This window comes from Veillonella sp. 3891 (assembly GCF_003992315.1).
In the GTDB taxonomy this organism is placed as follows: Bacteria; Bacillota; Negativicutes; order Veillonellales; family Veillonellaceae; genus F0422.
This window is the reverse complement of the sequence record NZ_RQVE01000001.1, coordinates 80362-97261: the sequence shown is the minus strand read 5'-3', so window position 1 is coordinate 97261 and position 16900 is coordinate 80362. Positions and strand designations below refer to the sequence as shown.

General features: G+C 40.6%; 15 protein-coding genes. 1 reads left to right on the top strand and 14 read right to left on the bottom strand.

Going from position 1 to position 16900, the window contains the following annotated elements; genetic code table 11:
* Positions 1–335: 335 nt before the first annotated feature.
* From rpmA to EO118_RS00435, 5 genes are all read right to left on the bottom strand, one after another.
* Positions 336–623 carry a 50S ribosomal protein L27 gene (gene rpmA / locus EO118_RS00455; RefSeq protein WP_009353004.1) on the bottom strand — a complete coding sequence of 96 codons (288 nt, stop codon included), beginning with the start codon at positions 621–623 and terminating at the stop codon, positions 336–338.
* 12 nt (positions 624–635) lie between these two features.
* On the bottom strand, positions 636–950 hold the full coding sequence (locus EO118_RS00450; protein ID WP_127068033.1) for a ribosomal-processing cysteine protease Prp: 315 nt from the start codon (positions 948–950) through the stop codon (positions 636–638).
* Between the two features lie 5 nt (positions 951–955).
* Entirely contained in the window at positions 956–1267 is a 312-nt protein-coding gene (gene rplU / locus EO118_RS00445; RefSeq protein WP_009352881.1) for a 50S ribosomal protein L21, read from the bottom strand.
* A gap of 368 nt (positions 1268–1635) precedes the next feature.
* Positions 1636–2820 (bottom strand): multidrug effflux MFS transporter, encoded by a 1185-nt coding sequence (locus EO118_RS00440; protein ID WP_127068031.1) that lies wholly within the window; start codon positions 2818–2820, stop codon positions 1636–1638.
* On the bottom strand, positions 2807–3700 hold the full coding sequence (locus EO118_RS00435; protein ID WP_127068029.1) for an epoxyqueuosine reductase: 894 nt from the start codon (positions 3698–3700) through the stop codon (positions 2807–2809). The genes EO118_RS00440 and EO118_RS00435 overlap by 14 nt, the downstream gene beginning before the upstream one ends.
* A gap of 763 nt (positions 3701–4463) precedes the next feature.
* Between EO118_RS00435 and EO118_RS00430 the strand changes: the two genes are divergently transcribed.
* Positions 4464–5411 carry an L-lactate dehydrogenase gene (locus tag EO118_RS00430; RefSeq protein ID WP_240626912.1) on the top strand — a complete coding sequence of 316 codons (948 nt, stop codon included), beginning with the start codon at positions 4464–4466 and terminating at the stop codon, positions 5409–5411.
* Positions 5412–5859: 448 nt separating this feature from the next.
* On the opposite strand, the gene EO118_RS00425 is transcribed toward EO118_RS00430, so the two are convergent.
* The 9 genes from EO118_RS00425 to EO118_RS00385 form a co-directional block, all read right to left on the bottom strand.
* Positions 5860–6642 (bottom strand): basic amino acid ABC transporter substrate-binding protein, encoded by a 783-nt coding sequence (locus tag EO118_RS00425; protein ID WP_127068025.1) that lies wholly within the window; start codon positions 6640–6642, stop codon positions 5860–5862.
* Between the two features lie 78 nt (positions 6643–6720).
* On the bottom strand, positions 6721–7950 hold the full coding sequence (gene rpoD, locus EO118_RS00420; protein ID WP_127068023.1) for an RNA polymerase sigma factor RpoD: 1230 nt from the start codon (positions 7948–7950) through the stop codon (positions 6721–6723).
* Positions 7951–7971: 21 nt separating this feature from the next.
* Entirely contained in the window at positions 7972–9735 is a 1764-nt protein-coding gene (gene dnaG, locus EO118_RS00415) for a DNA primase (RefSeq protein ID WP_127068021.1), read from the bottom strand.
* Positions 9736–9940: 205 nt separating this feature from the next.
* Entirely contained in the window at positions 9941–11524 is a 1584-nt protein-coding gene (gene rny, locus EO118_RS00410) for a ribonuclease Y (protein WP_370447238.1), read from the bottom strand.
* 106 nt (positions 11525–11630) lie between these two features.
* The gene (locus EO118_RS00405; RefSeq protein WP_127068019.1) at positions 11631–12134 is read right to left on the bottom strand and encodes a regulatory protein RecX; all 504 of its coding nucleotides are present in this window, start codon (positions 12132–12134) and stop codon (positions 11631–11633) included.
* Positions 12134–13243: a recombinase RecA gene (recA, locus tag EO118_RS00400; RefSeq protein WP_370447239.1), complete on the bottom strand. Its 1110-nt coding sequence runs from the start codon at positions 13241–13243 to the stop codon at positions 12134–12136. The genes EO118_RS00405 and recA overlap by 1 nt, the downstream gene beginning before the upstream one ends.
* Positions 13244–13247: 4 nt before the next feature.
* A complete protein-coding gene (locus EO118_RS00395) occupies positions 13248–14483 on the bottom strand; it encodes a competence/damage-inducible protein A (RefSeq protein ID WP_127068017.1) in 1236 nt (411 codons plus the stop codon).
* A 12-nt stretch (positions 14484–14495) separates the two neighbouring features.
* Positions 14496–15836 (bottom strand): 30S ribosomal protein S12 methylthiotransferase RimO, encoded by a 1341-nt coding sequence (rimO, locus tag EO118_RS00390; RefSeq protein WP_127068015.1) that lies wholly within the window; start codon positions 15834–15836, stop codon positions 14496–14498.
* Positions 15833–16876: an ABC transporter substrate-binding protein gene (locus tag EO118_RS00385; protein ID WP_127068013.1), complete on the bottom strand. Its 1044-nt coding sequence runs from the start codon at positions 16874–16876 to the stop codon at positions 15833–15835. The genes rimO and EO118_RS00385 overlap by 4 nt, the downstream gene beginning before the upstream one ends.
* Positions 16877–16900: the final 24 nt, after the last annotated feature.

The window sequence follows — 16900 nt, the reverse complement described above, 5'->3', positions numbered from 1 at the left end:
TTTTAGGCTTTGTCGTAACATATGGACTATACCGATTTTATTAGATATAGCCTACTTTTTATTATACTCCACTTAGGAATCAATGTATATAAAATTAGTGTACATTATGAAAGCAAATATTAATACTATGTATGCATAAACAGAAATATACATCTATTCATTTGTTCACTATAAAACTGTCATATCCTTTTACAACCTATAACCCTATCCCAAATATCTGATAAACATCATTCTTACAAAATCTTATTACCCTATTTCCAATAACCACCCCCATACTAAGAAAACAAAAAGGTCACTAGATATTGCTATCTAGTGACCTCTTATATGTGTTATGATTAAGCTTCTACAGGGTATACAGAAACTTTACGGTTATAACGACCAGCACGTTCAAATGCTACACGGCCAGGAACCAATGCAAACAAAGTATCATCTTTGCCGATACCTACGTTAGCGCCTGGATGGAAATGTGTACCACGTTGACGAACTAGAATGTTACCACTTTTTACAGTAGAACCGTCATGGCATTTAACTCCAAGACGTTTGGACTCGGAATCACGACCATTTTTTGTACTGGAAGCACCTTTTTTAGATGCGAATAGTTGTAATTGGATATTGAATAACATGTAGTTCACCTCCTATTGTTCACTCACTCTAACAAAATCACTATATTGATCCGCCACATTCTTGATACCAAGAAGCATCGTTTCTAATATAGTTTGTCCTCTTTCAGTAACAGGTTCTGAAAGTAGGATATGTAACTCACCGTCTTCTATTTCGTACTCCATGGATTGCTTAGCCACCTCATGAAGACCTAAGATCGATGTCTGTGAAAGCATAGATATAGCGGCACATACAATATCTTCTCCGTAAGGACCTGCTTCAGCATGTCCTCGAAAATGACATTCTATGATTTGCCCTAATCGATTGCGTTTCACATCAATGTGAGTCATGATACTTACGCCTCGATTTTTTCGATGCGAACTTTAGTGAATGGTTGGCGATGGCCTTGACGACGACGATAGTTGGATTTCGCTTTGTATTTGAAAACCAAGATCTTTTTCGCTTTACCATGTTCAAGTACTGTACCAGTAACTTTTGCACCGTCCACAAGTGGTGTACCAACTTTAACGTCACCGTCTTTAACTACAGTTACAACTTCGTCAAAAGAAACAGTTCCTTCAGCTGCTACATCCAATTTTTCAATAGTGATTACATCGCCTTCGGAAACGCGATATTGTTTACCACCAGTTTTAATAATTGCGTACATTATGACACCTCCTTGTATTCGTACTCGCTGAATGCGGTTATCTAGCCGAAGCCAAATATTATTGACCTCTTCATGCGGCTTGCAATAGTTGGGCGTACCCAAACTATGACTCAATTATTATACATGACAAGAGCTGTCCATGTCAATAAAAGGAAGCCCTTTTCTATCTATATTTTTAAAAGAAGACATTCCTGTTTGCCCCTTACAAATTCTTGTTTTTCCACTAAGCATATACTACTGTAGAACGGCTTCGCTATATACGCATACGATTGTGTTATTATTTCCGCCAATACCGATATAGAGCATGTTACCATATATGCTAGCACTAAAATTATCTATTCATAAATACTAGTATAGTAGCGATATACCTATATACTAGGCCGCGCAAATCGATAGTAACACACGAGGGCTATGAAAGAACATACCACCATAGTGATTCCCATAGGAATAGCAGTATGTGATCCAGCAATCCCCACGATAGGTGACACAATGCCCGCCGATACCATAGAGAAAAAACCTAATAAGGCAGATGCACTGCCTGCTAGGTGACCATAATGTGCCATAGCCATCGAGAAGCTAGCAGCACCAAATAAAGACACCGTGCCCACAGTAAAGAATAAAATCGTTGTTACCGCCAAAAATGGCATGTTTAGAGCCATAGCACCTAAGAACAAGGACGAACCTAAGAATAGGACTGTTAAACTACCTTGTAATAATTGGTAATCTTTGATGACATTACTCAAGCGAGAGCTTATCATGCTGAACAGAATAATGCCACAGCTATTGATACCAAATATGTAACTAAATTGTTGCGCATCTAATCCAAATATATTTTGGTACACAAAGGATGATCCACTGATGTAACAAAAGAACGCTCCAAAGGCAAAACATTGAATCCCACATTGACCTAAGAAAGCTTTATCTTTTAACAAAATCTTGTAATTCTTAAGTGCTACTTGGATACCTCCTGCTACACGTTGTTCAGTTGGTAAACTTTCACGGAATAAAACAGAACCTACCAACAAAATTAGAGCAAATCCTGCCAACACGACGAAAATAAATCGCCATGTTTCATAGATTAAAATCTGTCCTCCCAGTAACGGAGCTATAACAGGTGCCAACCCATTGACCATCATCAACGATGCCAACAGTTTAATCAGAGCCGGCCCCGATGCATAATCACGAGCGATAGCCTTAGAAATAACCACCCCAAATGATCCTGTCACACCTTGTAAAAAACGACCTAACAAAAGTACTTCAATGTTCGGTGCATAAGCACAAATAATAGTGGCTACTACACAAAGTAGGTTCCCCACAATGAGTGGTTTTTTACGACCTAGCACATCACTAATGGGGCCTGCAAACAATTGTCCTATCGCAATCCCGATAGTCATAATGCCGATAGTCATTTGAATATTCGATGCCGATGTATGTAGTTCTCCAGGCATAATCGGCAGTGACGGCAAATACATATCCGTTGCTAATGGCGTTACTGCCGTGAGCAATCCTAAGAATATAATTAAAAATAATGAAACAGACTTACTTTCCCTCATATCTTTCCTTTCTAACAATCTCTGCATTGCGAATCAACACTTTCTTTCCTCGCCAAGCCCAAGCTTTGTGGCCGTACTTCGCTTTAAATTCTTTATTCGTCATCCCCTTTAATTCCTCCACCTCAATATATGAGGTCGCCTGTTGGAACTCAGGAATAGGTGTCATAGGAACATTTCTATTATGAGGGCACACATCTTGGCATACATCACAACCAAAAATAAGTGGCGTCTTTTCGATAATTCGTCTTTCTTCCTCTGAAAGTTCCCCTTTACATTGGGTAAGATAACTTTTACAGGTTCGATAATCTAAATGATCTCCTTGTAAGGCTTTACCAGGGCAAGCACGCAAACAAGCACCACATTGTAAACAGGTCTGATTCAATGGCGAAGAAGGAGGTAATGCTAAAGTCGTCATGATGGTTCCAATCACCGTATAGGATCCCCACGTAGGGTTGATAAACGTTTGGTTCCACCCATAAAAGCCCAGGCCCGCCAAGTACGCCATATACCGGTCCGCCAAAGGTGACGTATCACAGTGAATCTCGTACATGTCGTCAGGATACCGTTCACGCAACACATCCACCAGTCGTTCCAAATACTGACGTACCACAATATGGTAATCATCGCCCCAACAGTACCTAGCTAAATTTGTCACTCCTTCCCTAGGTACATAATAGGGAAACAAACAGACTATAGCGGACTTCGGTGAATCAATAGTCGTGGACCCCTGTAATCGTTCTTCAATACTTCCATTCGTAAACGGACAAGGATAGGGCGTATCCAAATGCAACGATGCCTCCACCGGCAATGGCCACGGCGCCACGCCTATCACCGGAATATTCAGTTCATTTGCTAATTTTTCAAGTTCTAATAATGTCATGTTTTTATTATACTATACATTACAAGGTATGATACATAAACACTCACTCATGTATCATGCTAATTAAGAACAGAACCTACGCCAATTAGGAAACTCATTAAAAGCAGTCAGTTTTATTATCCATAGAGCGAGATAATAATATATTCACTAAATACATTACAAAACATCTGAAAATAATCGCACGCATCAATTAAGCCACCATATCCACCTAAGGAACACAGTTAAGCATAGCAGACTTCGTAGCGGATCTCACTAACCAAATTACACAAACACAAGAAGAGCACGACATCCCCTAAGGAGCGCAGTTAAGCGTAGTAGCCTTGTGGCGTTCCTTACTAGCTAAATTATAGAAATGCAGAAACGAGCAGTATACTCCTGAAAAAACAACGCAAACCATCCTCCGAGGAACGTAGTTAAGCGTAGCAACCTTATGGCTAGATTGCCTGCACACATAACACAAATATCAGAAGAGCACGACATCCCCTAAGGAGCGCAGTTAAGCGTAGCAGACTTCGTGGCGTTCCTTACCAGCTAAATTACACAAACACAAGAAGAGCACGGCGTGCTCCGAACAAACATTATAAAATACCGTTTGCGAGGAGTATGCCGTGCTCTTCCTTTTGTAAAAAACAGTCACATCGCCACAGGTTGCATAGCAAAACAAGTGACGTGTTGACGTAAGACCTTAAAAGTTTTATTCTAATACATATTACTTATTTAATAATTTATTTTTAATTTTCAAAATAGGAGGAAAACTATGTCTATAGAACTACGTAAAGTTGCCATTATCGGCACTGGTCATGTGGGTTCCCACGTGGCATTTTCTTTGGCTACCCAAGGTGAGGTTGACCAATTATACATGGTGGACATCGACAAAGATAAAGCCATCGCTCAAGCTACCGATATTAATGATGCGGTAAGTTACTTACCACATCGTGTAGAAGCTATCGCTTGCGAACCTGAAGATATCGGAGACTGCGATATCCTCGTTATTTCTGCTGGTCCACTACCATCCCCAGAACAAGATCGACTAGATACACTAGGCTCCACCATAGAAGTATTACGTGAATTTTTACCGCGTGTAAAAGCCTCTGGCTTCAACGGTTTTATCGTGAGCATTTCCAATCCTGCCGATGTAGTGGCAGCCTATGTACAGGAATACTTAGACTATCCGAAACATAAAATCATCTCTTCCGGCACATCCTTAGACTCAGCTCGTTTACAACGATTAGTAGCTGAACAAATCCACGTACATCGTCGCTCTTTATCTTGCTACGCTATGGGTGAACATGGTGGCAGCGCTATGGTACCTTGGTCTCATGTCACAGTATCTGGCAAACCTTTGAAAGAACTCCAGCAAGAACTTCCTCATCGATTCCCAACCTTTGACGAAGATGCCGTAGTAGAACAAATGAAATACGGTGGCTACCTCGTCCTCATTGGCAAAGGATCCACAGAATTTGGCATCGCTGCATCCGTTACAGAAATCATCCGTGCCTACTTCCACAATGAACAAAAAGTATTACCTCTATCTTGCAAACTAGAAGGCGAATACGGCGAACACAACGTCTTTGCATCCGTCCCTGCCATCATCGGCAAAAACGGCATCGAAGAAATCCTAACATTACACCTAACCCCAAGCGAGCAAGAAGCCTTCCACAACTCCTGCGAACGCATCCGGGAATACATTAAACTAGCACATGCTATGTAGAATTATACCCTTTACTCTCTGAGGAATGCAGTCATGCGTAGTAGCCTTGTGGCTACCCTTACTAGCTAAATTACACAAATATAAGAAGAGCACGGTGTGCTCCGAACAAACACCACAAACTACTCTCTGAGGAACGCAGTTATGTGTAGTAGCCCTGTGGTGACTTTACTAGCTAAATTATAGAAATGCAGAAACGAGCAACATGTTCCTGAACAAACCTACCGTAGGATCAGTTTGAGAAGGAATATGTTGCTCGTTTCCCCTTCCCCTGAGCGGCGCCATTACGAGTAGTAGCCTTGTGGTATTCCTTATGCCAAAATTAGATAAATGCAAGAAGAGCACGACATATTCCGGAGCAAACCTAACCACTGTATCAGTTTGCGGAGGAATATGTCGTGCTCTTCCCTTTGCCTACCCGTCTAGGAATACCTCGGGCTACATAGCGGAATTACTTAGCGAACCATTTATCGTAAATTTTTTGATACGTTCCATCTTCTCGCATTGCTTTTAAAGCTTCATTAACTTTATCACGTAATGCTGTGTTGGATTTATTGAATCCTAATACGAATGGAGGTGCATCTGTGCCCTCTCCTACCAATTTAAGATCTTTATCTGCACCTTGTTTCAAGTAGTACATAGCCACCGCTTGGTCGATGATAGCACCATCAATCGTACCGGCTTGTAATGCCATAAAGATATTACTATTAGAATCCATTTCTTTTACATCTGTACCTGGAATCGCTTTTGCCATTTCTACAGGCACTGTACCAATTTGAACACCTACACGTTTGTTAGCAAGGTCGTCCATTTTTTTGATATCTGTATTATCTTTACGAACGATAGTGATGAAACCGCCTTCTTTGAAGTATGGTTCAGAGAATGCCAATGCTTTTTCACGTTCTGGTGTAGCATTGATACCTGCTGCGATCATGTCGATATTACCAGATTGTGTAGCTGGAATTAACGCATCGAATCCCATGCTGACAAACTCTAACTTTAAGCCTAACCGTTTTGCTACTTCTTCACTTAAATCTACATCGAAACCAATGTATTTATTCGTGTTTTCTTCTGCAAATTCAAATGGAGGGAATGTCGTTTCAGAACCAACTTTCAACACCCCTGCTGTTTGTGTTAATTGCGCTTCTTTTTTGTCGCTACCACAACCAGCTAGTAAACCCACACTAAGAACAGCCGTGCATAGGATAAGTCCTAGTTTTTTCATGCTAATCATAATTACCTCCCACAATATATTCACTACTTATGATTATTTATACATAAATTATACCATACAATTATGAAATAGCAAGTATTATAAAAAGTCTTTAATTTTATCTCGTTTGCCACGATTACGCAATTTCGTTAAGGCTTTCCCTTCAATTTGACGAATCCGTTCTCGTGTTACATTAAAGAATTGACCTACTTCTTCCAATGTACGTGGTTTGCCATCTTTCAAACCAAAGCGCAATTCTAGCACTTGTTGCTCACGATCTGTTAAGCAACTGAATACTTCAACAATTTGTTCTCGTAATAAAATAAAGCTAGCCGCATCATCTGGAGCTACTGCATCTTTATCTTCTAAGAAGTCGCCTAAATGGGAATCTTCTTCTTCCCCAATTGGCGTTTCCAAGGAAACTGGCTCTTGAGAAATCTTTTGAATCTCACGCACCCGTTCTACAGTAATACCCATACCAGCTGCAATTTCCTCTGGACTTGGTTCACGACCTAAATCTTGTAATAATTGACGTTGAATACGCACCAATTTATTAATCGTTTCCACCATATGTACAGGAATACGAATCGTTCTAGCTTGGTCAGCAATCGCTCTCGTAATAGCTTGACGGATCCACCATGTAGCATAGGTAGAGAATTTATATCCTTTTGTATAGTCGAATTTATCAACCGCTTTTATAAGACCTAAGTTACCTTCTTGAATCAAATCTAAGAACAACATGCCACGACCTACATAGCGTTTCGCAATACTAACTACAAGACGCAAGTTGGCATCAATCAATTTTTGTTTCGCACTATTTCCTAAGCGCACTTCTTTATAGCTAGCACCTTCTGCATTGCCCGCCTCAATTTGTTGGGCTAAAATGATTTCTTCATCACCAGATAACAATGGAACGCGACCAATTTCTTTTAAGTACATGCGCACTGGATCATCGATGTTCATCCCTTCAGGAATAGATAAGTCAAGATTAATCTCTTTTTCCTCCTCATCATCTTCCTCAGTGATATCGATGTCACTGCTTAAATGTTCCACATCTACATCAACTTCCACTTCAAGATCTTTATCCAACAATTCATCATCATGAATCGATAATTCGCTATCCGAACCATGTTCATCATCTTGAAGGACTTCAATATTTAAATTATTAAACACTGCATACATACTATCTAATTGTTCTGCTGTTACTTCTACTTGCTCTGAAAGTGCATCAGAAATTTGTTTTGACGTAATGACCCCGTCTCGTTTTGCCTCTTCCAATAAAACCGCTATAATCTCTTGCACTTGCGATTGTTTTTTCTTCTTTGCCACTGTGCTCTTCCTTTCACTACATCAAGACCACTGTTTAATCAATTCCTGTAAATCCTGACACATTCGTAACTCTTCTATAAACCTAGGATCATTAGCTCGACTCAATTGATCCGCTAAGCGACTATGCTCCTTATATTGATTGCGAAGGGATTTTAATCGCACACTTCGAATTAAACTGTGCAACAATTCCTCATTCATTTCTCGATCAATCAAGACCGACCATTTGCCAAACATATGCCAAGATTCCGCATCTAAGGATTCCTCTAAGAGGACCTCTGACAAACTTTCACCTTGGGCTACCAGGTCGCCTATCTTTTCATAATAAGCACCGTACATAGGATGCGTAAAATCTTCCACCCCTATATACTGGCTCACCAAGGTATATATATCCGTATCCTTACCTATCCAGTACAGCAATTCTTCTTCATCTGTGAAAGTCTCCTTAGGCACGTTCATAGCCTGCTGTTTTAATTCTATGTTTCCTTGTCGAAGAAACTGTCTAAAGTAAGTAATAATAGTGCTCACATCTAACCATAAAGGTAATGCCAAGGCTTTTAAATATTCATCACGTCGCACTTGGCTTTCATGACCTGCAATGAAAGGAAATATATCTGCCAAGACAGCCCGTTTCCCTTCCACTGAATTCGTATCGTGATGGCTCAAACTTTCATTCAATAAGAACTCAAAATCTCTTGGCGATGTATCCACCAATTCTTGCCACGCTTGAGGTCCGTGATTTTTAATAAAGTCATCTGGATCTTTTCCATCAGGCATAGATACTACCTTAACAGAAAATTCCGTATTTTGCAATAACTCAATAGCCCGCTTAGCTGCCGTACGACCAGCACCATCCATATCATAGGCAAGAACAACTTCCTCTGCCTGACGCATCAATAGCCGACCATGGTCTTTCGTATAGGCTGTGCCCAAGGATGCCACTACATTCGTAATGCCTGCATTATGACAACTCAGTACATCCATATAACCTTCAACAAGGACAGCTTGTTTTTTTTCGCGAATGCTCCGATAGGATTGATAAAAAGCAAATAATAGATGCCCCTTATTAAATATTTCCGTTTCTGGGGAGTTCAAATATTTCGGATTACTGTCGTCAAGGACACGTCCGCCGAAACCTAATACACGCCCCTTTCCATCCATGATGGGAAACATCACACGTTTTCTAAAATAATCATATAGCTTGCCTTGCTCATTTTTACGGCACAACCCTAATTCTAGCAATACATTAGGGTCCACGCCTCGACCGATAAAAGCACTATATAGCTTATCCCATCCATTTGGGGCAAACCCGAGACGAAACTTTGTAATGGTCTCCATAGTTAGCCCACGTTTTAGCAAGTAATCTAGTCCCTCTTTCCCCAATTCTGTTTTTACTAGACAATTATGAAAGAAATTTGTAGCTAGTTCATTCACCTCATACATAGATTCCAAACGTGCCATACGTTTCCGCTCAGCTGACGATACGGTTCGTTCTGGCAAAGCAATGTTGGCACGATTCGCCAACCGCTCAATGGCCTCAGGAAAAGTTAAGTTATCATACTTCATCAAGAAACTAATAACATTTCCCGATTCTCGACAACCAAAGCAATAAAAAAAGCCCTTGTCAGGGGTCACACTAAAGGAAGGTGTCTTTTCGTTATGAAATGGACAACACCCCCAATAGTTTTTCCCCTTCTTCTTCAATGGAATATGCTCAGAAATGACAGACACAATGTCATTGGCATTTTTGACTTGTTCAATTATGTCATCATTGAAAAACTTGCTCATGTCACTCTCCTAAGCTATGTACTACCGTGTATGCACCAAAATATAACGTTTATGTATACGTTCTCTATCTATACTATTCTACACAAATAAAAAAACTCCTACTTACGGATGATTTCTTTTTCTTCACACTATATATGCAATTCATATATAGTGTGAAAAAAAAGAAGTTAGAGCAGCCAAAGGCCGCTCCAACCACTTATGTAGACTATTTTTTCGCGTAATCTACGACTCGTGTTTCGCGAATAACCACAACTTTAATTTGTCCTGGATATTCTAATTCATTTTCGATTCGTTTAATGATGTCACGTACTAATAAGTTCGCTTCCACATCATCCACTTTATCTGGTTTTACCATAACGCGAATCTCTCGACCTGCTTGGATAGCAAAGCATTTTTCAACACCTTCAAAAGATTCAGCGATTTCTTCCAACTTAGATAATCGTTTTAAATAATTTTCTAATGTTTCGCGTCTAGCTCCTGGTCGTGCTGCAGAAATAGCATCTGCTGCCGCTACCAACACAGCTTCTACAGATTTAAACTCTTCATCACCATGATGCGCACCAATACAGTTTTGTACTAAAGCGCTTTCATGATATTTTTTAGCAAGATCTACGCCAATTTCCACGTGAGATCCTTCAATTTCATGGGTTAAGGCTTTGCCCAAATCATGTAATAAACCGCCTCGTTTAGCCAGTACTACATCGCAGCCTAATTCCGCTGCCATCATACCTGCCAAGTGAGATACTTCAACAGAGTGTTTTAATACATTCTGTCCATAACTAGTACGATATTTTAGTCTACCTAAAATACGAACCACTTCTGGATGTAAGCCATGTACATCTGCTTCAAAAGTAGCTTGCTCGCCCGCTTCTTTTATAGTTGTTTCCACCTCACGGCGTGCTTTTTCAACCATTTCTTCGATACGAGCTGGATGGATACGTCCATCAACAATGAGTTTTTCCAAGGCAATTCGTGCTACTTCACGACGAATAGGATCAAATCCGGATAAAATAACTGCTTCTGGTGTATCATCAATAATTAAGTCGATACCCGTCAACGTTTCTAACGCACGAATATTACGGCCTTCACGACCGATAATACGGCCTTTCATCTCATCATTTGGTAATGTCACAACAGACACTGTAGATTCTGCTACATGGTCAGCCGCACATCGTTGAATGGCCATAGAGATAATTTCTCTGGCATTCTTTTCCGCCTCTTCTTTGGCTTGTTGCTCAAGTTCTTTAAGCATCACAGCAGTATCGTGACGAATTTCTTGTTCTACTTTTGTCAGTAAAATTTGTTTTGCTTCATCAAAGGTTAAGCTAGAAATGCGTTCTAACTCTTCCATTTGTTGTTGATGCAATACTTCGATTTTTTCTTCCGCTTTTTCTAGATTGCGTTCCTTGTGATGCAAGGACTCTTCTTTGCGTTCAATACTGTCTAGTTTTTTGTCTAATTGCTCTTCTTTTTGTAAAATCCGTCGTTCAAGACGTTGTAATTCATTACGTCTGTCACGATTTTCTTTATCCACATCAGCACGCAATTTATGAATTTCTTCTTTTGCTTCCAGTAACGCTTCTTTTTTCTTAGACTCCGCTAAGCGCTCGCCATCAGCAACAATACGTGCAGCTTCTGTTTCCGCTTTATTTAGCTTACCTTCTGCAATATTGCGACGCAATAAATAGCCTACTCCAAGACCAATTAATACCATGACTACGGCAATAATGCTGTATTCTAAAATCGTGTTCACCTCCCACTTGCATAAAAAAAGGAGAAGTCGATACATCCGCTTCCCCGGTTTCTCGCCCATTTTGTTTTCAAATTTTATTTTGCTTATTATTAAGGCTATTTTAATTTTAGTTCATACACCGTGGAATGTCAAGACAAAGCCCCTACTCTAAGTAGGGGCCCCATTCATAACAAATAGATTGAATTGTACTCACAGCGAATCCACGATTCTTTAGAAAATAAATTATTTTTTTCTTGCTAAACTTATCTTCTTCACCCTCTTCGATGGCGCTTAACCGCTCCTCATCAGATATGTGAAATCGTTGCTCTAATAGCTTTACCGCTACCGACCATTCATCATAGTCATCTAATACATAAGATACAGCAAGACCTCGTTCACGCATTTTTTCACGAATGTAATAGGTGCTATACTTTTCTGTTTCCATATAGGCACGTAATACTTCTTCCGACAAATCTTCATCATCTAAATAAGAGAGCTCCAACAGTTTTTCTTCTACATCATGAATTAGTTCACTAGGCACAGAACGTTGAGACAGTTTTCGTCTCAGCTCCAATGTACTTAAGGAGCGTGGTCCTAATAGCCTCAAAGCTTGTTCCATAGCTGATGTAAAGGTCCACTCCTGCTCTTTCGATGTACGAAATGCCATTATTCCATATCCGCTGCTTCTGTCGTTGCTACATCATCTACTTCTTCATCATGACCCAGCACATTCAATGGTTCTGCTGCTAATGTATCACGAATGATAGAATCAATTTCTTGAGCAATTTGAGGATTTTCTTTCAAGAATACTTTAGCTGCTTCTTTACCTTGACCCATACGTTCTCCATTATAGGAATACCAAGCACCAGATTTTTTGATGACTTCAATATTCGCACCAATGTCAATCAATGTACCTTCATAGGAAATGCCTTCCCCGAACATTAAATCAAATTCTGCCACTTTGAATGGAGGGGCTACTTTATTTTTTACAACTTTTACTTTTGTACGGTTACCAACATGTTCTTTGGCAGATGTTAAGGCTTCCCCTTTGCGCACATCTAAACGAATAGTGGAGTAGAACTTTAAGGCACGGCCACCTGTCGTTGTTTCTGGATTGCCAAACATAACGCCCACTTTTTCACGCAATTGGTTGATAAAGATAATAACCGTTCTAGTTTTACTGATGGAGCTTGTTAATTTACGTAACGCTTTACTCATCAAACGTGCATGTACACCTACGTGAGCATCAGTCATTTCACCATCAATCTCTACTTTAGGTGTTAAGGCCGCTACGGAGTCCACCACAATTAAATCTACCGCACCGGAGCGAACCAAAGCCTCTGTAATCTCTAAACCTTGTTCACCATTATCTGGCTGAGAAATCAACAAGCTATTGATATCTACCCCTAATTTTTTCGCATACACTGGATCCAACGCATGTTCCGCATCGATGAAGGCAACAACGCCACCATTGCGTTGTGCTTCTGCTGCAGCATGCAGTGCTACTGTAGTTTTACCAGAAGACTCTGGACCATAGATTTCAATAATACGGCCCCGTGGGAATCCACCTACACCGACCGCCAAGTCTAGGGCCAACACACCTGTAGAAATGACTTCAATATTCATTTTATCAGCCGCTTCACCCATGCGCATGATCGCACCTTGACCAAAATCTTTTTCAATTTGTTTTAAAGCCCCTTCTAAGGCCCTCATACGGTCTTCTTGAGATCCGCTTTTCATATCAATTGCTGCTTCTTTTGCTTTATCCTTTGCCATTGTTCTACCTTTCTATTAATTCTTTATATACATATTGAATCGCTCGTTCCGCTACACTGTTACGGATACTAGTACGATCCCCTATAAATATCTCTTTATGTACAGTAATACCTTTCGGCGTGCCAATACCAATATACACAAGACCCACTGGTTTTTCCTGACTACCACCGCCTGGACCGGCTATCCCTGTGGTCGCAATGGCATAGTCTGTACGCAATACACGAAACACACCTTCTACCATTTCTGTAGCCGTTTCTTCACTGACCGCACCATGTGTTGCCAATGTATCTGATGATACGCCTAATACTTGTTCTTTCACCGAATTCGCATAGGAAATAATACCGCCTTGATAATAGCCACTGCTACCGCCTAAATCAGTCAATATTTTTCCTACTAAGCCTCCTGTACAGGATTCAGCAGTTCCTATAGTAATACCTGCTTCTAGCGCCACCTTGTGAAAGTTTTCCAACACCGATGTATCTAAACTACGGATATTTTCCAAGCGTTCTAAGAGGATAGACCTCCATGGGCCTAGTTTTTCCTGACAGTCTGCTTTTGACTCTCCTTTTGCAGTTAAACGAATTTCAATGTATCCTGATTTAATCAGTAGTGCTATGGTTGGGTTCTGCTGGTTTTGAATCAAGTCTTGTAATAAACTCTCTAATTGCATTTCACGATATCCATACACAGCATACCGTTCAGAATAAATCACCCCTTGCTGTCCAAAACGTTGTTCTAAAAAGGGGCTGACGCTTTCTTGAAATGTTCCTTGTAATTCTGATGGAGGCCCTGGTAATAAGATATATATCGTCTTATCCTGTTCCACTACTACTGCTGGTGCTACCCCTACTGGATTATGTAGTACCTGTGCCCCTTCTGGTAAATACCGATCTCGATCAGATTCGTAAGGTTTTACCCGACCTTGGTTCTCATAAAAGGAATCTACCTCACGACCTGCTTCTTCGTGAAATACCAAAGGCAATCCCAAGGCATCTGCCAAGGCTTTACGAGTAATATCTCCTTGAGTAGCTCCTAAGCCTCCAGAACTGATCACAATATCGGCTCGTTCCCCTGCTCGTTGAAATACTTCTTTCATCCGATCAGGATTGTCACCTACCGTCGTTTGGTATGATACAGAGTATCCCCGATTGTTCAATTCTTCGCTAAGCCATTTTACATTTGTATTGACAATATGTCCTAGTAATAATTCCGATCCTGTAGAGATTAATTCTACGATCATGCTATCACCATCCTATACAGTTTCTACTACCACGTCATAGGCAAAACCTTGTGATACTTTTACCGTCACAATATCGCCTTCAGACAGTCCTGTTACATCTTCTACATACATGTTACCATCCACATCGGGAGCCTGCATTTGTAGACGACCACGGGCTAGGAATTTTCCCGGTTCCACTTCATCGATAGATTCTATCATACCTTGATGAATCGTTCCCTCCAAGTCGCGATTATGCTCCTCTGAAACTTGTGCTTGAATGGCCATCAATGTATGGTATCGTTCTTCTTTCACTTCCTCTGGGATTTGCTCATCCATCATTCCTGCTGGTGTACCATCCTCTTGGGAATACGTAAATACCCCCATGTGATCAAATCGAATGTCTTTTACAAAATCTGCCAATTCTTGGAATTGTTCTTCTGTCTCTCCGGGGAACCCTACGATAAGGGATGTGCGCAGTGTAATATGCTCACTGCGATTGCGGATTTTATGTAACAAGGCTACAATGTTTTCCCGTGTATCTTTACGGTTCATGTGTTGTAACACAGTATTGTTAATATGCTGCAGTGGCATATCGATATACTTACACACCTTCGGTTCTGTCATGATGGTTTCTAACAATTCATCAGAGAAGTGTTTTGGATATAAGTACAACATACGAATCCATTCGATGCCTTCAATTTTTGCCAATCGTTCCAACAACTCTGAAAGTAGCGGCGTACCATTGTTCAAATCAGCCCCATAGTAGGTAGTATCTTGTGCAATCAACACCACTTCTTTCACGCCTGCTTCTGCTAGCTGTTGCACTTCTCGTTCAATGGACTCCATAGAGCGACTGCGATAGGCCCCACGTACCTTAGGAATGATACAGAAAGTACAACCATTATTGCATCCTTCAGAGATTTTTACATATGCACTGTAGTCCGGTGTGGTCATCATCCGTGGCATGCCTTCATCATACATATTTGTCATACTATCCATGATACAAATACGTTGACCATTTTGAATCGCCTCCACGGCTTCCATAATACGATTCCAAGATCCCGTACCAATAAGTGCATCAATTTCTGGGATTTCTGTAAACAATTCTTCTTGATATTGCTGACTCAAACAGCCTGCTACAATAAGACCTTTACAGTCCCCATATTGCTTATATTGACCAGCCTCTAATATGGTATTAATCGATTCTTCTTTTGCTTTCTCGATAAATGTGCAGGTATTAATAATAATGATGTCCGCCTTTTCCAGCTCCTCTGTGATTTCATAGCCATTATCTTGTAAAGCTCCTAGCATCACCTCTGTATCTACCAAATTCTTGGCGCAACCTAAACTAATATAACCTAACAACTTACTCATGGTGTATCCTTTCTAAAACGCACTTGTCGTATCCATTCTTGTAATATTTTATCTTCCTCTTCTTTTACAATCCCTGCATTCCATAATACAAGGTGATTGCCTTGGCGGTCCTTCTGAGACTCCACCGTTTCTATGGTCGGCAAATAATACATATCTGCCTCTTTCAATACGGCTTGTACCCGTTCTGAAAGTAGCCAGCTCACAAAAGCTTCACTTTCACCAACATTACTGGAACCTTTCAAAATCCCTACGCCCATCATATCATACGGAGTGCCCTCCCTAGGATATAGGATGGTCAAAGGATATTTATGAGCCTCATACAATTTGGCATCTGAATAATGTCCTACACTAATCTGTACATCTCCAATAGCCGCCATGCGCACTGAAGATGGCAAAGCTTTTGCATACTGCACAATCCGTGGTCGCAAACTATCAAAATAGGAGATTGCACCATCCAAACCATAGATAGCACCAAAACTATTCAATAAAGTAATCGATGCTGCATCGGCTACAAAATCAGTGACCGCTATACGCCATGGACCTGCATAAGCTAAGGAAAACCAAGTATTTACATATTTCCCCTGACCACTATAGAAACTATCATGTAAGGCGAATACATAAGGATCATACCATATCCCTACCCACTGCTCATCTGGACCATGAAATACCGTATCTACCATATGGGTTAAGGTAACCGGCAATCTACGAAAGGCTCCATGTTCAACCCCTTCACTGAGATTGGATTTTGTAGAAATCACAAGATCCCCTTGCTGCTCTGCCTCTGGCAATGCTAGACGCGTACCCATTTGGTTCGGCGGTATAGGGATAACATGCACTCTTACTTGTGCCTCTCTTTCGTAAGCCTGACCTATCGCTGTCATGACTTCAGGATCTCCATCTGTATAGATAGTAATTTCTGCTCTTGTAGAAATCACACGTCGATCCACTTGATCTTGCTTCATATCATTGAGCCACAATCCTACACTGAAGATGCCTACCACTACCAGTAAGTACACCATGAGCAATCGTAACCTTTTCATAGATTCACCTCCTTTACCTATTAG

What these genes read in the sequence shown, in the direction of transcription:
- rpmA (WP_009353004.1), bottom strand. Translation starts at nt 623, where the DNA reads ATGTTATTCAATATCCAATTACAACTATTCGCATCTAAAAAAGGTGCT.
- EO118_RS00450 (WP_127068033.1), bottom strand. Translation starts at nt 950, where the DNA reads ATGACTCACATTGATGTGAAACGCAATCGATTAGGGCAAATCATAGAA.
- rplU (WP_009352881.1), bottom strand. Translation starts at nt 1,267, where the DNA reads ATGTACGCAATTATTAAAACTGGTGGTAAACAATATCGCGTTTCCGAA.
- EO118_RS00440 (WP_127068031.1), bottom strand. Translation starts at nt 2,820, where the DNA reads ATGAGGGAAAGTAAGTCTGTTTCATTATTTTTAATTATATTCTTAGGA.
- EO118_RS00435 (WP_127068029.1), bottom strand. Translation starts at nt 3,700, where the DNA reads ATGACATTATTAGAACTTGAAAAATTAGCAAATGAACTGAATATTCCG.
- EO118_RS00425 (WP_127068025.1), bottom strand. Translation starts at nt 6,642, where the DNA reads ATGATTAGCATGAAAAAACTAGGACTTATCCTATGCACGGCTGTTCTT.
- dnaG (WP_127068021.1), bottom strand. Translation starts at nt 9,735, where the DNA reads ATGAGCAAGTTTTTCAATGATGACATAATTGAACAAGTCAAAAATGCC.
- rny (WP_370447238.1), bottom strand. Translation starts at nt 11,524, where the DNA reads ATGTATCGACTTCTCCTTTTTTTATGCAAGTGGGAGGTGAACACGATT.
- EO118_RS00405 (WP_127068019.1), bottom strand. Translation starts at nt 12,134, where the DNA reads ATGGCATTTCGTACATCGAAAGAGCAGGAGTGGACCTTTACATCAGCT.
- recA (WP_370447239.1), bottom strand. Translation starts at nt 13,243, where the DNA reads ATGGCAAAGGATAAAGCAAAAGAAGCAGCAATTGATATGAAAAGCGGA.
- EO118_RS00395 (WP_127068017.1), bottom strand. Translation starts at nt 14,483, where the DNA reads ATGATCGTAGAATTAATCTCTACAGGATCGGAATTATTACTAGGACAT.
- rimO (WP_127068015.1), bottom strand. Translation starts at nt 15,836, where the DNA reads ATGAGTAAGTTGTTAGGTTATATTAGTTTAGGTTGCGCCAAGAATTTG.
- EO118_RS00385 (WP_127068013.1), bottom strand. Translation starts at nt 16,876, where the DNA reads ATGAAAAGGTTACGATTGCTCATGGTGTACTTACTGGTAGTGGTAGGC.